The following is a 16872-nucleotide window of genomic DNA, read 5'->3' on the forward strand; positions in this document are numbered from 1 at the left end:
AGCTAGGCGAGAAATTTTGGCTACGGCTGAACTTCGGCTAGTCCCGAGTCAAGACGATCGACCACAGGGCGTCGTTCTTCGCGTCGCCGAGTGGCGATTTCTTCGCAACGTAAACCGAGGAAGTTGTGTTGCTTTCCCGGTAGTGGATGAAGTCCCCTCTGGGGACATCTGTGATGTCCTCCAAGGCTCCGCCTCGTCGTTCGAGCTCAATCCGGAAGGCCTCAAACTTCAAGGATTCCGAGAATTCTCCATAGGCTTGCCTGAGTGGCAGCGGAACGAGCCCTTCGATGCCGCGCGCCAAGCGATGAATCTGCAGCGACACCGTGGTGCTCTCCCAGCGTTCATTACGCCTGACAAAGGAGATTTCGACGAGTCCGTAGTCGCGGCGCATTCTTGATTTCTGCACGTCGTCCAGGAAGTCCTCGCCCAGACTGTCTTCCCACGCCTTGGGTGAGGCGCTCAGGGGGACGTCAAGAATTCGCTTCCGCAGCGTGGCGTCCACGTAGAACTCGACTTCCGGCATTATGGGGCCCCTGATCCTTTGTTCATCTTCTCGAGGTTCTTGACGAGGAAGTGCATCTCGGCCGCCCTGTTCTGGGACATGCCGAACTCTCCCTTGTTCATGCTGTTGCGTGCCGATGTCGCCTTGCTGATGATGTCGTTCCGAAGGGACTGGTTGGAATTGATCTCGGCCAGTATCTTCTGAACGTCCCGCTCGCTGGCGGTGCCGGATTTGAGCCTGATCGGCTCAGCACCGATGCCCCCGTTGTCGTCCGGGAAGATACGCACCTCATTATTACCGACGTGAATGTGGGCGCCCTTGGTGCCCCAGTCCTGGAACGCCACTGAGGCGTGGATGTTGTACGGGGCCAGGCCGAGTGCGTCGGACCATGTGTGAGGAGAGGAGACGTACGCGACGGGGTTGGGTCCCGGGGACAGGCCGAGAGGATCCTGACTGAGATACCGGGCCGTCTCGGCGTCGTAGTAGCGGAAGTAGTTGTAGTTCAGCCCGGTTTCAAGGTCGGCGTACTGGCCGGGGAAGCCGAGTGGGCACTCCGCGGAGTCCGAGTCGTCCGCGGGGCCGGGGAGGAGGGTCCCCCAGAGCGTGGTGCGGTGCTGCCAGGACACCTGCCCGTCGGCGGTAACGAGTTCCGTCGGAGTGCCGACCGGGTCCGTGACGATCGCGTGGAAGCGGGTGGCGTGGTCGGCCGATGTGTCTTCGGCCAGTTGGGCGAGGAAGGACGTTCCGGGGGTGCCGAGCGTCGGCCGGTGGTCGGTCTGGGTTAGCGGCCGGTGGGTGCCCGGGGCGTAGTCCCAGGTGGTGGCACGGCCGTTGGGGGTTGTCTGTTCCGCGAGACGGGTGTCGTCCCAGGCGAAATCAGTACGGGATGTCTCTGAACCGTCGTCGTTCAGAAGAGACTTGGATATGCGCCGGCCCAGGGGGTCGTACGCATAGCGCCAGCGCTCGCCGTCCGGGGTGGTCGCCTCGGTGAGCCGGTCCTCCGCGTTCCAGGTGTACGTCCAGGTCCGCCGCTGACCGTTGAGCAGCTTGCGGGTCTTGTGGACGAGTCGGCCCTGCGCGTCGTGTTCGTACCTGGTGCTGCCCGCGCGGCGGATCAGTGTGCCCTCGAACTCGCGGCCGCCGGGCACCTCGTGGGCCGGGGCCGTGGCGTGGGTGAGGTTGCCCGTTGTGTCATAGGCGTACGTTTCCGTCCAGCCGTGGGCGCGTACGCCCGTGACCCTGCCTAGCGGGTCGAGATCGAACTTCCTTGTCGCTGAGGTGAGTTCGCGGATCTCGGTCAGGTAGCCGTCGGCGCGGTAGGCGTAGGTGCGGTGCTGGAGCAGGCGGCGGGCATCCGTCGCGTCGGGAGCCCCCAGGGACTGGGCCGTGAGGCGGTCGGTCGTGTCCCAGGTTTGGGAGAGGGTGACGCCTGTGCCGATACGACGTTCCGTCTCGCGGCCCGCCGCGTCGTAGGTGAAGGACAACTGTCCGGCGGCTGAGCGGAGCCCGAGCGGTCGGCCCGCCGCGTCGTACGTCCAATGCGAAGCCAGACCGGACGGCGTTGTGCGGCGAGCGCGGCGGCCGAGGGCGTCGTATGTGTATGTGCTCACGCGGCCGTTGACGGTTTCCGTCAGCGTGCGGCCGAGCGCGTCGCGTTCGATGGTGACGTCGGCGTCGGGGTTGGTCGCCCGGGTCAGTTGGCCGTCCGGGCCGTACGTGTAGGACGTGGCGACGCCCGTGTCGTCGAGCTGTTCCGTGATCCGGCCCAGCGTGTCCCGCGTGAAGCGCAGTGTCTCGCCCGCGCCGTTGGTGCGCGAGCGCAGGGCTCCCGCCCCGTCGTGGGTGTAGGTGAGGGTGCGGCCGTTGAAGTCCGACTCGCCGATGAGCCGCCCTGCCTCGTCATAGGTGTATGACCAGGTGAGGCCCTGTGGGTTTGTGACGGAGGTGAGGCGGAGTTCGGTGTCATGGGTGAACGCGTATGCCGCGCCGTCGGGGTCGGTGCGGGTGGCGGGGACGTCGAAGGCGGCGGGGGAGTGGTGCGTGGTGTTGCCCGCCTGGTCCGTGTGGGCGAGGAGGTTGCCTTCGCCGTCCCAGGTCCACGACTCGCGCGTACCGTCGGGGTGTTCGCGCCACCCCGGCTTGCCCTCGACCGTCCAGACCATGCGAGTGCTGTGGCCGAGGGGGTCCGTCGCCTCCACGACGTGGCCGAAGGTGTCCCGGCGGACGGTTGTCGTGTGGCCCAGCTCGTCGGTGAGGGATATAGGGAGACCGGCCGCGTTCACGTTGACGGTGCGGGCGTCGCCGAGCGCGTTCGTGAGCGTGGTCAGGTGGCCCGACTCGTCATAGGCGTGGCGGGTCTCGGCGCCGAGCGGGTCCGTGGTCGTGAGCAGGTTGCCGCGTGCGTCGTACGTGTGCCGCCAGGTCGCGCCGCCCCGCTCGACGACCTCCGTCGGCAGGCCCAAGCCGTTGTAGGCAGCCTGTGCCGACGAGCCGTCCGGGAGGGCGACGTGCGTCAGGTTCCCGGCTTCGTCGTAGGTGTACCGGGTGGTGCGGCCCAGGGGGTCGGTGACGCTGAGCCGTTTGTCGCCGCGTTCGTCCCACTGGGTGCGGGTGGTGTGGCCGAGCGGGTCGGTCTCCTCGACGACCATCCCCTCCGCGTTGTGGCGGTGGGTGGAGACGTGGCCGAGGGAGTCGGTGTACTTCGTCGTGGACGCCGCGTCGTCGTACGTCAGCGTCCCCGAGAGGATCCCGTCGATGCCCTCGGTCCGGACGACCCGGCCGCGCTCGTCGTACTCGTACGAGAACCATGTCCCGTTGCGGTCGGTCCACTTGGTGATCCGGCCCTGGTCGTCGTACTCGAACCGCAGAGGCAGATCGCTGGAGTTGATGACCTCGGTGAGGTTGCCCGCTTCGTCGTAGCCGTAGCGCATGACGGTCGTGCCGCCCTCACGGGAGGCGTCGGCTGCGTACGCGTCGGGAGCGTGGTCCAGCAGGCGCAGGGCCGTGATGCGCGGGCCGTCCGTGTCCACGGCGACGTAGTAGCCGCCGGAGTGGCGCAGGCCGACGGGGATGCCCTCGCCGTCACGCTCCACGTCGATGCGCATGCCGTTGTGGTCACTCCACGCGTCAACCGGCAGGTGGAACACGCCGAACGAGCCGGACGGGAAGGGCGTACTGAACGAGCGGGCGACTCCCGTGTCCGGGTCGGTGATCGTCATGACGCCGTCCGGCTTGCCGTCCCACTCCAGCGGCCAGCGCGCGCCCTTGACGGGGAGGGCCGGCACGCCCGGCTCCGGGACCGGATAGACGAGCCGCGTTCCGTCCGCCGCGGCGAACACGACGCCCTCGCCGTCGATCTGCACGCACTCGTCGAGTGTGGATATCCAGGTCGGGCCGAAGCAGACTCCCCCGCGGTACGACGACAGGTGCGTGCGCTGGAAGAGGAGGGGGAGGGACGCGGGCAGGGACAGGTCCGTCTGCGTCATCAGCATCGCGCCGGTCGCCACATCGATGGGCTCGCCCACGCACGGCGTGCCCTCCGCCTTGCGGGCGGCCGGGCCCAGCTCCACCAGGTCGGGGCGGAGCGACGGCGGGCGCAGCATCAGGGGCGTGGTGCTGGAGAACGCTCCCTCCATACCCGCCTTCAGGACACCGCTGCCCGCGCCGAGCGCGCCGCCGTAGAGCATGCCGTCCGTGGCTGCCTTGTTGACCTCGTCGAGACTGAAGCCCTTCTGCAGGCCCGTGATCATCTTCAGCGGCTGGGCGACGGCCGCGTCGACGGTCACCGACTCGACCCCGCCGAACGCAGCCGCGATCAGCGTGCCGGCGGCAATCTCGGCGACCGTGGTCGAGACCGCGACGCCCATGGTGGCGCCGAGTTCGATGATGACTTCCGTGGCCGCGGCGGCGGCACCACTTGCGATCCCGGCGGTGATGACGGCCAGGCCAATGCCGGCCGCGACTGGAAGGGCGACCGTGCCGACGTCGCCCTCGTCGTCGGCGAACTCGTCGCCAACGCCGTCAGTCACGCCAAGGTCGTCGGGCACGAGCTGCGCCTGCGCCTAGCAGAGACGCACGACGGGGCGCTGTTCGTTGAAGTGTCGGACCCTGTAAGGGACTTCGCGGGGTTCGACCGACCGCCGCCCGTCCCGGACGAGACCGACGAACGCGGGCGAGGGCTTGTATGTCGTACGCGCCCTCGTCACCGAACTCACCTGGGCGCCCCGCCCGCACATCGGCAAGACCGTTCGTGCCCGCATGGCATCGACGAGCGGCTGAACCGCAGGGCTGGATTCCTATGGATCGCGTATCGATCGGATAAAGCACCTGTCGTCGCTCGTGTGATGCGCGTAGACAAGCGGTGACCTGGCGCGAACGATCACGCGACGCGATGTGCGCGCCGGGTCTCCTTCCGACCCGACGGCCGCTGCAGGCCAGATCCGGAGACACCATTCATGCGGAAGTCCATCAGAGTCGCGGGGATCGCCGCGGCGTGCGCCCTCGCGGGCGGTGCCCTCTACGGTACGGGCGCGGCGAGTGCCGGCGGCGCGTCGGCGAGCACCACCGCCGAGCCTCACAACATAGGCCTCCTCACCACGGAGATCACCTCGTACTACGGTGCCACGCAGGACAGCGCCGGCGTGTGGCAGGCCTCGGCCGACAGCCAGTACGCCCAGGACCTGGCGCGCATCGAGGCGGGTGCGAAGAGGCAGATCGCCAAGGCCGCCAAGCAGCACCACGGAAAAGGTGACCAGCCCGCCGTCGTCTTCGACATCGACGACACCCTTCTCCTCAGCCTCGACTACGAGAAGAAGACCAACTACGTCTACAACGACGCCAGTTGGAAGGAGTACGTGGCCAAGGCGAACCGACCGGCCGTCTTCGGTACGCCCGGTCTCATCGACTACGCGCAGTCCAAGGGCGTCGAGGTCTTCTACAACTCCGGTCTGGGCGAGACGCAGCGCGCCGCCGCCGTCGAGAACCTGAAGAAGGTCGGCATCGACGTCAACCTCGACGCCGACCATGTCTTCCTCAAGGACAAGACCAACCCGCCTGCCTACCTCAGCGGTTGCGCCACCGCGAGTGCCTGGAACTGCACCACCGTGCAGTACAAGTCGGGCACCCGTAAGCACATCGAGTCCCTCGGCTACGACATCGTCGGCAACTTCGGCGACCAGTACTCCGACCTCGAGGGCGGCTACGCCGACAAGACGTACAAGTTCCCGAACCCGACGTACTACGTCAGCTAGTCGCACGGCCGCGAGCTTCGGCGTGCACCGGGTCGGCTACCGGTGCGCGCCGCCGCCTGCGGCAGCTACGCGGAGGGGACCCTGTGCCAGAAGTGGTCCACGATGTCGTCGAGATAGCGCTGGCCCGCCTCGCCCGAGGCGATCGAACCGCCCGCCCGGCTCAGCGTCGCCGCCATCAGGGTCTGGTATTCCTGGTGCATTTCGCGCAACGCGCCGTCGAGGTCACGGCGTTCCATCGAGAGCAGCTTGGCGATCGCGCGGACGTGTGCCTGCCAGCGGGTACTGACGGCGTCCCGCAGCAGCTGCGCCAAGTCGTCCTCGCGGCCCGTGATGGAGATCAGGTCCCGTGGGGCCAGGGCGAGTACGGAGGCAAGCGCCGCGGACTGGCGGTTGTTGCCACCCCACTGGCCGGTCGCCTCCATCTGCTGGTACGCGCCGACGTCGAGGCCGACGCCGCGGGCCACGTCCTCGACGGCCAGACCGCGGGCGAGACGATGCTCCCGCAGGGTCCGCGGGGCGCCGATGAGCTGGTTGGGCGCGCACCACAACGCGCCGGCCAGCGCGGTGAGTTCGGTCGAACTGGGCAGCGCGGTGCCGCGCTCCCACGCGGTGATGTGGTCCGGGGTGACGTGACTCATTCCGTACGACGCGCGCATGCCGTAGGCCACGTGACCGGGAGCCATCCCGAGGTTCTCCCGCATGGTGCGTGCGGCTCTGGCGTTGAAGGGGGGTGTCGGATCCGCTGTCGAGTGACGATGCACAAGCACAGAGTAAGGAGTGTTCCCATGGCCGGTTTTCGACTGTTCCGCTGCAATCACGACTTAGACGGACAGTGGAATCGAGATTTCGTAGGAACCGACAGGAGAGGGAGTCGGAGTCGGAGGCGGAGGCAGTTCGGGGATCTTATGGAGCTGTTGGGGCTGAATGTGATGTTCCGTTATCGGCAAATAGCCTGAACAAGTGCCCTCTGGGCGGGAATTCGATCCCCGTAAGCGCGCGTATGATCCGGTCTCGCCCGTGTGCGTTCATCCATGGCTCACACGGTGCGGTGATGGGTGAGTCCCACGAGAGAGTTGTCCCTGGCGTGCGGTACGGCACGCCGGGATCCCTGGATCTCTGGATCCTCAGATCGCTGTAGAGCCTGGAGAAGTCATGCAGACCAGCGCGACCGGCCCGGTGAATTCCGCCACCGCGCCCCCCGCGGGATCGGGCAGTGCCGTCGACCGCTTTTTCCGTATATCGGAGCGCGGTTCGACGTACGGCAGGGAGATACGCGGCGGATTCGCCACGTTCTTCACGATGGCGTACATCCTCGTCCTCAATCCGATCATCCTCGGCAGCACCAAGGACAAGTTCGGAGATCAGCTCGATCCGGTCCAACTCGTCACCGCCACGGCCCTCGTGGCCGCGGTGATGACCGTGATCATGGGCGTCGGCGGCAATCTGCCGCTCGCCCTCGCGGCGGGCCTCGGGCTCAACGCCGTCGTCGCCTTCCAGCTCGCGCCCCAGATGGCCTGGGACGACGCGATGGGGCTCATCGTGCTCGAGGGCCTGCTGATCTGCGTCCTGGTCCTGACGGGCCTGCGCGAGGCGGTCATGCACGCCATTCCGCAGCCGCTCAAGCAGGCCATCAGCGTAGGTATCGGCCTGTTCATCGCCTTCATCGGTTTCGTCGACTCCGGGTTCGTCACCCGCATTCCGGACGTCGCGAACACCACCGTGCCGGTGCAGCTCGGCACCGGCACCCTGACCGGCTGGCCCATGCTGGTGTTCTGCGCCGGGGTGCTCCTGACGATCGTGCTGCTCGCCCGCAAGGTGAAGGGCGCCATCCTCATCAGCATCGTGGCGATGACGCTGGTCGCCATCGCGGTCAACGAGCTCGCCGACGTCAAGTCCTGGGGTCTCACCGTGCCCCAGGTGCCGGACAAGCTCGTCGCCTCGCCGGACTTCGGCCTCCTCGGTCACTTCGATCTGTTCGGTGCCTTCGGCCAGGTGGGCGCGCTCACGGTGGTGCTGTTCGTCTTCACCCTGATCCTGTCGGACTTCTTCGACACCATGGGCACCGTCGTCGGCATCACGGCCGAGGCCGGACTGCTCGACGAACGCGGCCAGGTGCCGAACGTCGGCCGGGTGCTGTTCATCGACAGCGTGGCCGCCGTCGCGGGCGGCGCCGCCTCCGCCTCCTCGGCGACCACGTACGTCGAGTCGGCCGCCGGTGTCGGAGAGGGCGCGCGGACCGGCTTCGCGAACCTGGTCACCGGCGGCCTGTTCGCGCTCGCCCTGTTCCTCACCCCGGTCCTGACGATCGTGCCGATGCAGGCCGCGGCGCCCGCCCTCATCGCGGTCGGCTTCCTGATGATGACGCAGGTCAAGCACATCGACTGGGAGCGGTTCGAGATCGCCATCCCGGCGTTCCTGACCATCGCCGTCATGCCGTTCACGTACTCCATCACCAACGGCATCGGCGCGGGCTTCGTCTCGTACGTCGTCATCAAGGCGTCCCTCGGCAAGGCGCGTGAGGTGCACTGGCTGCTGTGGGGCGCGGCCGCGCTCTTCCTCGTGTACTTCGCGATCGACCCCGTGGAGCAGCTGCTCGGCGTGAAGTGACGCCGTAGGGCCGTGATCTAGGCTCGTGTGTCGTGACCGGCTATCTCGACCGCCTCGCGGAGCTGCTGCGCGAGGCGCACGGGCTTCCGCCGGACCATGTCGCCGCCACGGTCGCCGATCTCGCGGCGCATCTGGCGCAGGCCGGGGGAGCGGACCCGCAGGACGCGTTCGGTCCGGTCGACGCGTTCGCCCGGCGCCTCGCCCCGTCCGGGACGTCCGCAGCCGACGAGCACCTGGAGACCTGGCGCTGGCTCGCCGACACGTATGTCGACGAGCACCTCCTGAACCGCTTCGGCGACGAGGGCTGGGAGGTCGAGCGGGTCGACCCGCTCGGCCGCTTCGTCAGCCACCGCGACCCGGAGCGGCCGCGGCGCTGGGAGTACCGGCGCGAGCTGATCACCGAGGGCGGCGAACGCCTCGACGAACGGCTCGCGCCCGACGGCTGGGAGCCGTGCGGCAGCTGGGTCGTGTACGCGTGGTTCAAGCGTGAGAAGGCGGTCGGCGCCGGCCGGGCGCTCGCGCCACCCGAACCGCCGCCGGTCCCGTGGCGCCCCACGTTCCCGGGGCGCCGGCGCGGCTACGTACTCATGGGCGGCGCCCTGGCCCTCGTCGCCGCTGTCGTGGTGGCGGCGAGCACCGGCACAGGCTTCGGCGTCGGTCTCGCGGTGGGCCTGCTGGTGGGGGTGCTGGTGACGGCCTGGGCGATACGCGGCCGGCGCCGCTAGGGCCTTCATGCGAGGGGCCGGAACACCGGTTCCGGCCCACCACCGAGCCCGCCTACCCCTTGAGCGCCGCCGACATCATCGCCTTCGCGATCGGCGCCGCCAGACCGTTGCCGCTCACCTCCGAGCGGGCCGCGTCCGACTGCTCCACCACGACCGCCACCGCGACCTCCTTGCCGGTGGAGTCGTCCTTCGCGTACGACGTGAACCAGGCGTACGGCGTCTTGCTGTTGTTCTCGCCGTGCTGGGCCGTACCCGTCTTGCCGCCCACCGTCGCGCCCGCGATCTGCGCGTTCGTACCCGTGCCCTCCGTGACGACCGTCTCCATCGCCGACTGGAGCTGCGAGGCCGTGGACGTGCTGACCACGCGCGTGTCGTCGCCGTCGGCGAAGCTCTTGATCGCGTTGCCGTCGGCGTCCGTGACCTGCGAGACCATGTGCGGGGATGCCTGCTCGCCGCCGTTGGCGATCGTCGCCGAGACCATCGCCATCTGCAGCGGCGTCGCCGTCACGTCGAACTGGCCGATGCCCGACAGACCCGTCTGCGCCTTGTCCATGTCCTTCGGGTACACGCTCTGCGAGGCCCGGACCGGCATGTCCTGCTCGGCGTCGTTGAAGCCGAACTTCTCGGCCATCGCCCTGACCTTGTCCTGGCCCAGGTCGACGGCGATCTTCCCGAAGACGTTGTTGCAGGAGTACTGCAGCGCCGTACGGATCGAGGCGTCCTTGCAGGGCGCGGACGCGCTCTCGTTCTTCAGGTCGGTGGTCGTGCCCGGCAGGCGGAACGGATTCGGGCTGTCGGTCTTCGCGTCCACCGAGGAGTAGAGCCCGTCCTCCAGCGCGGCCGCCGCGACGACCAGTTTGAACGTGGACCCGGGCGGCAGCGCCTGCTTGATCGCGCGGTTCAGCGTCGGCTGGTCCTTGTCCTTCGACAGTGCCGTCCACGCCTTGCCGTCCGTGGACGCGTCCGAGCCGCTGATCTTCGACGGGTCGAACGACGGCGTCGAGACGAGGCCGAGCACCTTCCCGGTCTTCGGGTCGATCGCGACGGCCGCGCCCTTCTTGTCGCCGAGCGCGCGGTACGCGGCCTTCTGCACCGCCGGGTCGATGGTCGTGACCACGTCACCGGGCTCGGTGTGCTTGCCGGTGACCGCGTCGACGGGGTTCTTGAGCCGGGTGTCCGTCCCGTCGAGGATGTCCTGGTAGATGCCCTCGAGCTGCGTCTGGCCGTAGACCTGCGAGCTGAAGCCCGTCACACCCGCATAGAGATCGCCGTCCTTGTACGTGCGCTTGTACGCGAGGTCGCTGCCGCCGCTCGTTCTCTTCGAGCCGGTGACCGCCTCACCACCCACGATGATGTCGCCCAGGGGATACGCGTACTGCTCCATCACGTTCCGCCGGTTGTTCTTGTTGTCCGCGAGGGCCCGGCCGTCGTAGAACTGCACCCACGTCGCCCTCACCAGCAGAGCGAGCACGAGGAGCAGACAGAAGACCGAGGCGCGTCTGATCGTCTTGTTCATCCCGCACAGAGGACGAGCGGACGAGAGCGAATCGTTCCGTTCCGGCCCGGTTTCTCAGTGAATCCTCATCAAGAGATCCTCGTCACGCCCCGGCGAAAGACGCCCCTCGCGATGAGGCTCACGCCTTCATGAAGCCGCCCTCGTACGCCGCGATCACGGCCTGTGTACGGTCCCGGGCCCCGGTCTTCGCGAGGACCGCCGCCACATGCGTCTTCACCGTGGCGGGGCCCACCCCCATCCGCCGCGCGATCTCCGCGTTGGTCAGGCCCGCCGCCATGTGCCGCAGCACCTCGCTCTCGCGGCCCGTGAGCCGCGCCACCCACGCGGCCGCCGCGGGCTCGGCGCGCCCGTACTCCGCGGCGAGGGCGCGCACGGCCGCGGGGAACAGCAGGGAGTCGGTGCGTGCGACGAGGCGCACCGCCTGCACGAGCGCGTCCGCCTCGGCGCGCTTGAGGAGGAATCCCGCGGCCCCGGCGCGCAGCGCCTCGTACACGTACGCGTCGTTCTCGAAGGTGGTGACCACGACGATGCGCGGGGGCGCGGCCGTCGACCCGAGGATCTGTTCCGTGGCGCGGATGCCGTCGATCTCCGGCATCCGGACGTCCATGAGGACCACGTCGGGCGCCAGCTCGCGCACCACGGACACCGCCTCGGCGCCCGTCGCGGCCTCGCCCACGACCTCGATGCCGTCCTCGGCGGACAGGATGGCGCGCAGGGCGGTGCGCACCATGCGCTCGTCGTCGGCGAGGACGACACGGATCGCGGTCATGAGGGTTCCCTTCCGTTGAGGGGCAGTCGTACGGACACGTGCCAGACGCCGTCCGCCGGGCCCGCCTCGGCCGTGCCGCCCAGCAGCCGGGCCCGGTCCGCGATGCCGCGCAGCCCGTGGCCGCCGCCGGGGCGGGCGCGCGGCGGGTGTGGCGGCAGCGGGTTCTCGGCGGTGATCAGCAGGTCGTCGCCGTCGCGCGCGAGACGCAGCGTGAGGGACGTGCCCGCGTGCCGCAGCGCGTTGCTCAGCACCTCCTGCACGATCCGGTAAGCCTCGCGGGACACCAGCGGCGGCAGCGCGGCCGGGTCGAGGGCCACGACATCCGCCTGTACGCGCAGGCCGCCGGCCCGCGTGCGGCTCAGCAGCCCGTCCAGGTCGGCGGCGAGGGTCGGCGCGGGCGTCGTGGACGCGGGGTCGCCCGCCTCCCGCAACACGCCCAGTACGGCGTCGAGTTCGCCCACCGTGCGCCGGCTGGTGTCCTCGATCGCCGCGAGGGCCTCACGGACGAACTCCGGGTCGTGGTCGAGGACGCGGCGGGCCGCGCTCGCCTGGAGGGTGACCGCGCTCAGGGCGTGGCCCACTGAGTCGTGCAGCTCGCGCGCGAGCCGGTTGCGTACGGCGAGGTCGGCGGCGCGGCGCTCGGCCACGGCGAGCCGGTCCGCCGGGGTCGGCCCGAGGAGCACGGGCGCCCACCGCGCCAGGAGGGCGCCGGCCACCGCCGCGCAGCCCGCGAGCGCCACGAGCATCGCCGCGCCCGCGACCGGGGCGAGCGCCAACGCCCAGGCGTGGTGCAGGACTTCGGGCAGTACGAGGGCCGAGTCACGCAGCCCGGCGAACAGGGGAAGCACCATCAGCGTCACCGCGAACGGGGGCAGCGCGAGCGTCATCCCGCTGAGTACCCCGCCGAACCCGAGGTGCAGCGTGAACCAGGCGACGGTCCGCCCCCGCGCGGCGCGGCTCCGGGGCGGCCCGTCGGCGAGCGCGTCGGCCGGCACCCCGCACAGCGCGCGCACCGCCGCCACCGAGATCGGCCGGGTCAGCGGGAACAGCGCGGTGACCGCGGCGAGCGGCAACCCCACGGCGAACGCGCCGAGTTGGAGCGTCAGCGAGGTGAAGACGTCGCTCACGCCGGTGAGCGGCCCGATGACGACCGAACCCACCAGGACGTACGGCATGGCGAGTGCGCCGCCGAGGATCAGATGGATCCACCGCCGGCGCGCCCGCCGCCCGAACAGGGCGCTCCAGAAACCCCTCATGACGCCGTACGTCGCTCCGCGCGGCCCGCGAGGAAGCGGACGCCGACGGCGACGACCAGGATCCCGACGATCATCTGGACAGCGTAGGTGAGGTTCATGACCGGCGTCGGCCGCCGGGTGATGTCGTCGACGCCGGCGAGGGAGGCGAGCGCGAGCCAGCCGCCCCAGCAGGCCACGGCCCCGGAGCCGAGCCACGCGAGGGCCAGCGGCAGCTTCACCGGCAGGCCGCCGCCGCACCGGAAGGCGAGGGACAGCGCGCCGAGCACGGCGGCGGCCAGGAAGGCCACGTCCGTCGCCTCGAGGACGTAGAAGTCACTTGAACGGTCCGCGATCCGGGCGGAGTTGAGGCCCGTGGTCGCGCCGCACGCCCACATCAGGTGCAGGGTCAGGGGGAACAGGGCGAGCACCGCGGCGGCGACCGCGAGGATCCGCCGGGCGGCGTCGGCCGGGGGACGCGGCAGCTCCCGGACCGGGCCGCGCCACGTGTGGCCCCAGCGGTCGCGTGCGTACAGCGTGAACAGGGCACCGAGGGCGAGCCCTTGGAGGATGAAGCCGGTGTAGACGACCCCGAACACCCACTCGTCGAGGAAGGGGTCGCCCTTGGAGCCGCCGTGGTTCACGGAGCCGCCGAACGCCCTGACCAGCAGCTGGAGCGGGTACCCGGTCATGATCGGGGTGAGCAGGCCGGTCGCCACCCACATCGGGAACACGAGGAGCAGGGCCGGGACGCGCCGCCCCCACGGCCGGGTCAGCAGCAGCGCGAGGACGATCACGGCGCTGTCGAGCAGCACGGTGAGGCTGTTGGCCACGGCCATCGATGCGCGGTGGTCGAGGAGGGAGCTGCCGTCGGGGATCCCGAGGTGGCTGCCCGCGATCCAGGCGGCCTTGATGGCCAGATAGGGCAGGCAGGACACGACGGCGACGGCCCGCAGCACCCGGCGGAGCCGGTCGGTGCGGGGCGCGGAGCCGGGAGCGGTACGGGGAGTTGAGGCGAGTGCGTGCGTCATACGTCCACGCTCCCGCCCCGGCCCCCGCCACACGTCCTGCCGGCAGGCGATCCGCCTCCGCCGCACGGGGGAGACGGGGCCGCCCCTCGGAAGGCTTGCGCGTCAGAGCCTGCGCGTGGCCAGGGTCAGCCGGTCGCGGGCGTCGAACAGCGCGTCCTTCACCATCTGCTCGTGCGCGGGGGTCAGGCGCGCCACCGGCACCGAGCAGCTGATCGCGTCGCGCGCCGGCGTGCGGTACGGGATCGCGACGCCGAAGCAGCGAAGGCCCAGCGTGTTCTCCTCGCGGTCCACCGCGATGCCCTGCTCGCGCACCGCGTGCAGCTCCTCGATGAGCTTCTCGCGGTCGGTGATGGTGTGCTCGGTGAGCGCCGGGAGCGTCTCGGGGAGCATCTTGCGGACCTGCTCGTCGGTGTGGGTCGCGAGGAGCGCCTTGCCGAGGGACGTGGAGTGCGCGGGCAGCCGGCGTCCGACGCGGGTGAAGGGCCGCAGATAGTGCTGCGACTGGCGCGTGGCCAGATAGACGACGTTCGTGCCGTCGAGGCGCGCCAGGTGGATCGTCTCCGTGGTGTCGTCGGAGAGCCGGTCGAGGGTGGGGCGGGCGGCGGCCACCACCTCGTCGCCGTCGATGTACGACGTACCGACGAGCAGGGCGCGTACGCCGATGCCGTACCGCGTGCCCGTCGCGTCCGTCTCCACCCAGCCGAGCTCGACGAGCGTGCGAAGGAGCATGTACAGGCTGGACTTGGGGTAGCCGACCGCTTCCTGGACGGCAGCCAGGGAGTGCATTCCGGGCCGGCCCGCGAAGTATTCGAGCAATTCCACGGTCCGTACCGCGGACTTGACCTGCGCCCCGCCGCCCGTCTCACCTGCCGACATTCCCTTGACCCCTTCGTTCGACCAGAATTAGTGTCCTGAGTCCGTAGCGTATTCATCATCAGGGACAGCGTTCAGCATATCGAACAGCTGCTGTTCGTCGTCAGGTGAGCGGCACAAATCTGGAGGAACCCGCGGTGGCAGCAGCACCAGTCTGGAGTGTCGACCCTCGAACCGGGAAGCAGCGGGAGCAGGTTGCGGTGGAAGCCACAGCCGAAGAGGTGGACCAGGCGGTCCGCGCCGCGCGCGCCGCCACGGGCGCCCTCGCGGACCGCACCGTGCGCGCCGCCTTCCTGCGCAGCGCCGCCGAGCTCCTCGACGCCTCCAAGGACCACCTGGTGGAGGCCGCGGACGCGGAGACCGCGCTCGGTCCCGTCCGCCTCACCGGTGAACTCGCCCGCACCAGCTACCAGTTGCGTGCCTTCGCGGACATCGTCGACGAGGGCGCCTTCCTGGGCATCGTCATCGACCACCCCGACGACTCGGCGACCCCGCCGATCCCGGACCTGCGCCGCTACAAGGTGCCGCTGGGCGTCGTCGCCGTCTACTCGGCGTCGAACTTCCCGTTCGCCTTCTCCGTACCCGGCGGCGACACCGCGAGCGCGCTCGCCGCGGGCTGCCCCGTCGTCGTCAAGGCCCACCCCGACCACCCCGCCACCTCCGAACTGGTCGCCTCCGTGCTGCGCAGGGCCGCCGCCCAGCACGGCATCCCGGAGGGCGTCCTCGGCCTGGTCCACGGCTTCGAGGCGGGCGTCGCGCTCGTCAAGCACCCGCTGGTCTCGGCCGCCGGATTCACCGGCTCCGTACGGGGCGGACGCGCCCTCTTCGACGCGGCGGCCGCCCGCCCCGTGCCGATCCCCTTCCACGGCGAACTCGGCTCCCTCAACCCCGTGGTCATCACGGCCGAGGCCGCGGCCGAGCGCGCCGAGCAGATCGGCGCCGGGCTCGCGGGCTCGATGACGCTCGGCGTCGGCCAGTTCTGCGTGAAGCCCGGCCTCGTCTTCGCGCCCACCGGCGCCGACGGCGACCGCCTCGTCAAGTCCCTCACCGACGCCGTCAGCGACACCGACGCGGGCGTGCTCCTCGACCACCGCATGCGCGACAACTTCGTCGCGGGCGTCGCCGAACGCGCGGAGCTGCCCGACGTGGACGCCCCCGTGACCCCGGGCGCGGGCAGCGAGCACACCGTCAGCCCCGGTTTCCTCACCGTCCCCGCCCAGCGCCTGGCCACCGACGGCGGCGACCACGACCTCCTCCTGGAGGAGTGCTTCGGGCCGGTCACGGTCGTCGCCCGCTACGAGGACGACGCCGAGGTCACCTCCGTGCTCTCGCGGCTGCCCGGAAACCTCTCGGCCACCGTCCACCTGTCCGAGGGCGAGGCCGCGGGCCAGGGGCGCGGCGCCGAGATCCTCGCCGAACTCACCCCGCTCGCGGGCCGCGTCCTGGTCAACGGCTGGCCCACCGGTGTCGCCGTCGCCCCCGCCCAGCACCACGGCGGCCCGTACCCGGCCACGACGTCCACCTCGACGTCCGTGGGCGGCACCGCCGTCGAGCGCTGGCTGCGCCCGGTCGCGTACCAGAACACCCCCGAGGCGCTCCTGCCGCCGGAGCTGCGCGACGACAACCCGCTGGGCCTGCCGCGCCGCTACGAAGGCCGTCAGGAACTCTGACCCGCCCGCCCCTCACCGGGAAGCCCGACCCTCACCTGGAAAACTGACCCGATGGACTTCGAACTCCCCGAACTCCCGTTCCCGCTGCGCACCTACGGCCCCGACGGGCACTGGTCGTACGAGGACGGGACGCTCACCGGCTGGGCCGGACCCCGCCAGGACCGCTTCGTGCCGCCCACCGGCACGGCCCTGGACCCGGCGTCCGACGCGCCCCGCCTGCTCGGGGCGCCGAAGGGCGACTTCCAGCTGCTCGCCCGGGTCACCGTCGGCTTCACCGCCGCCTTCGACGCGGGCGTGCTCTATCTGCACGTCGGCGAGCGCGAGTGGGCCAAGTTGTGCCTGGAGCGCTCGCCCGACGAGCCGACCGTCTGCACCGTCGTCACGCGCGGCCGCTCCGACGACGCGAACGCGTTCGTCGTGGGCGGCAGCACGGTGTGGCTGCGCATCAGCCGCACCGGTTCGGCGTTCGCCTTCCACGCCTCGCCGGACGGCGAGAAGTGGACCTTCGTCCGGATCTTCTCGCTGGGCGACGAGGAGTCCGCGGGCGCCGCCCTGGTCGGCTTCATGGCGCAGGCCCCGGTCGGCGACGGCTGCGTCGTCACGTACGAGGACATCGAGTTCCGCCCGAGCTGGCCGCAGGGCCTGCGCGACGGTTCCTGACATCCCGGAAACCGGGGGCGCGGGAACCCGGGAGCCGG

At 70.2% G+C, this 16872-nt stretch carries 13 protein-coding genes and 1 pseudogene; 6 read left to right on the forward strand and 8 right to left on the reverse strand.

Features of this window, described 5'->3' with window-relative positions:
• Positions 1-37 precede the first annotated feature (37 nt).
• Positions 38-523, reverse strand: coding sequence for a hypothetical protein (locus tag OHA58_RS28080; RefSeq protein WP_405482222.1), 486 nt, complete (start codon positions 521-523; stop codon positions 38-40).
• Positions 523-4530 carry a DUF6531 domain-containing protein gene (locus tag OHA58_RS28085; RefSeq protein WP_405482223.1) on the reverse strand — a complete coding sequence of 1336 codons (4008 nt, stop codon included), beginning with the start codon at positions 4528-4530 and terminating at the stop codon, positions 523-525. The genes OHA58_RS28080 and OHA58_RS28085 overlap by 1 nt, the downstream gene beginning before the upstream one ends.
• Positions 4531-4533: 3 nt before the next feature.
• Here OHA58_RS28085 and OHA58_RS28090 point away from each other — a divergent pair.
• Positions 4534-4866, forward strand: a pseudogene (locus OHA58_RS28090) (hypothetical protein); the annotation flags it as partial.
• 90 nt (positions 4867-4956) lie between these two features.
• On the forward strand, positions 4957-5751 hold the full coding sequence (locus OHA58_RS28095) for an HAD family acid phosphatase (protein WP_405482225.1): 795 nt from the start codon (positions 4957-4959) through the stop codon (positions 5749-5751).
• 65 nt (positions 5752-5816) lie between these two features.
• Here OHA58_RS28095 and OHA58_RS28100 read toward each other — a convergent pair whose 3' ends face one another.
• Entirely contained in the window at positions 5817-6434 is a 618-nt protein-coding gene (locus OHA58_RS28100) for an XRE family transcriptional regulator (protein ID WP_405482226.1), read from the reverse strand.
• A gap of 469 nt (positions 6435-6903) precedes the next feature.
• Between OHA58_RS28100 and OHA58_RS28105 the strand changes: the two genes are divergently transcribed.
• Both OHA58_RS28105 and OHA58_RS28110 read left to right on the forward strand, forming a co-directional pair.
• Entirely contained in the window at positions 6904-8358 is a 1455-nt protein-coding gene (locus OHA58_RS28105) for an NCS2 family permease (RefSeq protein ID WP_405482227.1), read from the forward strand.
• A gap of 32 nt (positions 8359-8390) precedes the next feature.
• Positions 8391-9083 (forward strand): hypothetical protein, encoded by a 693-nt coding sequence (locus tag OHA58_RS28110; protein ID WP_405482228.1) that lies wholly within the window; start codon positions 8391-8393, stop codon positions 9081-9083.
• Between the two features lie 52 nt (positions 9084-9135).
• On the opposite strand, the gene OHA58_RS28115 is transcribed toward OHA58_RS28110, so the two are convergent.
• The 5 genes from OHA58_RS28115 to OHA58_RS28135 all read right to left on the reverse strand — a co-directional run bounded on the left by OHA58_RS28115 (position 9136) and on the right by OHA58_RS28135 (position 14507).
• Complete coding sequence (locus tag OHA58_RS28115; RefSeq protein ID WP_405482229.1) at positions 9136-10599, reverse strand: peptidoglycan D,D-transpeptidase FtsI family protein; 1464 nt, start codon at positions 10597-10599, stop codon at positions 9136-9138.
• A 118-nt stretch (positions 10600-10717) separates the two neighbouring features.
• On the reverse strand, positions 10718-11368 hold the full coding sequence (locus tag OHA58_RS28120; RefSeq protein ID WP_405482230.1) for a response regulator: 651 nt from the start codon (positions 11366-11368) through the stop codon (positions 10718-10720).
• Entirely contained in the window at positions 11365-12624 is a 1260-nt protein-coding gene (locus OHA58_RS28125) for a sensor histidine kinase (RefSeq protein WP_405482231.1), read from the reverse strand. Before OHA58_RS28125 ends, OHA58_RS28120 begins: the two co-directional genes overlap by 4 nt.
• A complete protein-coding gene (locus OHA58_RS28130) occupies positions 12621-13631 on the reverse strand; it encodes a hypothetical protein (protein WP_405482233.1) in 1011 nt (336 codons plus the stop codon). The genes OHA58_RS28125 and OHA58_RS28130 overlap by 4 nt, the downstream gene beginning before the upstream one ends.
• A gap of 102 nt (positions 13632-13733) precedes the next feature.
• Positions 13734-14507, reverse strand: a complete 774-nt coding sequence (locus tag OHA58_RS28135) for an IclR family transcriptional regulator (protein ID WP_116502788.1) — start codon at positions 14505-14507, stop codon at positions 13734-13736.
• 134 nt (positions 14508-14641) lie between these two features.
• Here OHA58_RS28135 and OHA58_RS28140 point away from each other — a divergent pair, with 134 nt between their 5' ends.
• Together OHA58_RS28140 and OHA58_RS28145 are read left to right on the forward strand one after the other, a co-directional pair.
• The gene (locus OHA58_RS28140; RefSeq protein ID WP_405482235.1) at positions 14642-16174 is read left to right on the forward strand and encodes an aldehyde dehydrogenase (NADP(+)); all 1533 of its coding nucleotides are present in this window, start codon (positions 14642-14644) and stop codon (positions 16172-16174) included.
• Positions 16175-16225: 51 nt separating this feature from the next.
• Positions 16226-16834 (forward strand): DUF1349 domain-containing protein, encoded by a 609-nt coding sequence (locus tag OHA58_RS28145; RefSeq protein WP_405482237.1) that lies wholly within the window; start codon positions 16226-16228, stop codon positions 16832-16834.
• Positions 16835-16872 lie beyond the last annotated feature (38 nt).

Source organism: Streptomyces sp. NBC_00009 (assembly GCF_045040855.1).
GTDB classification, from domain to species: domain Bacteria; phylum Actinomycetota; class Actinomycetes; order Streptomycetales; family Streptomycetaceae; genus Streptomyces; species Streptomyces aureus.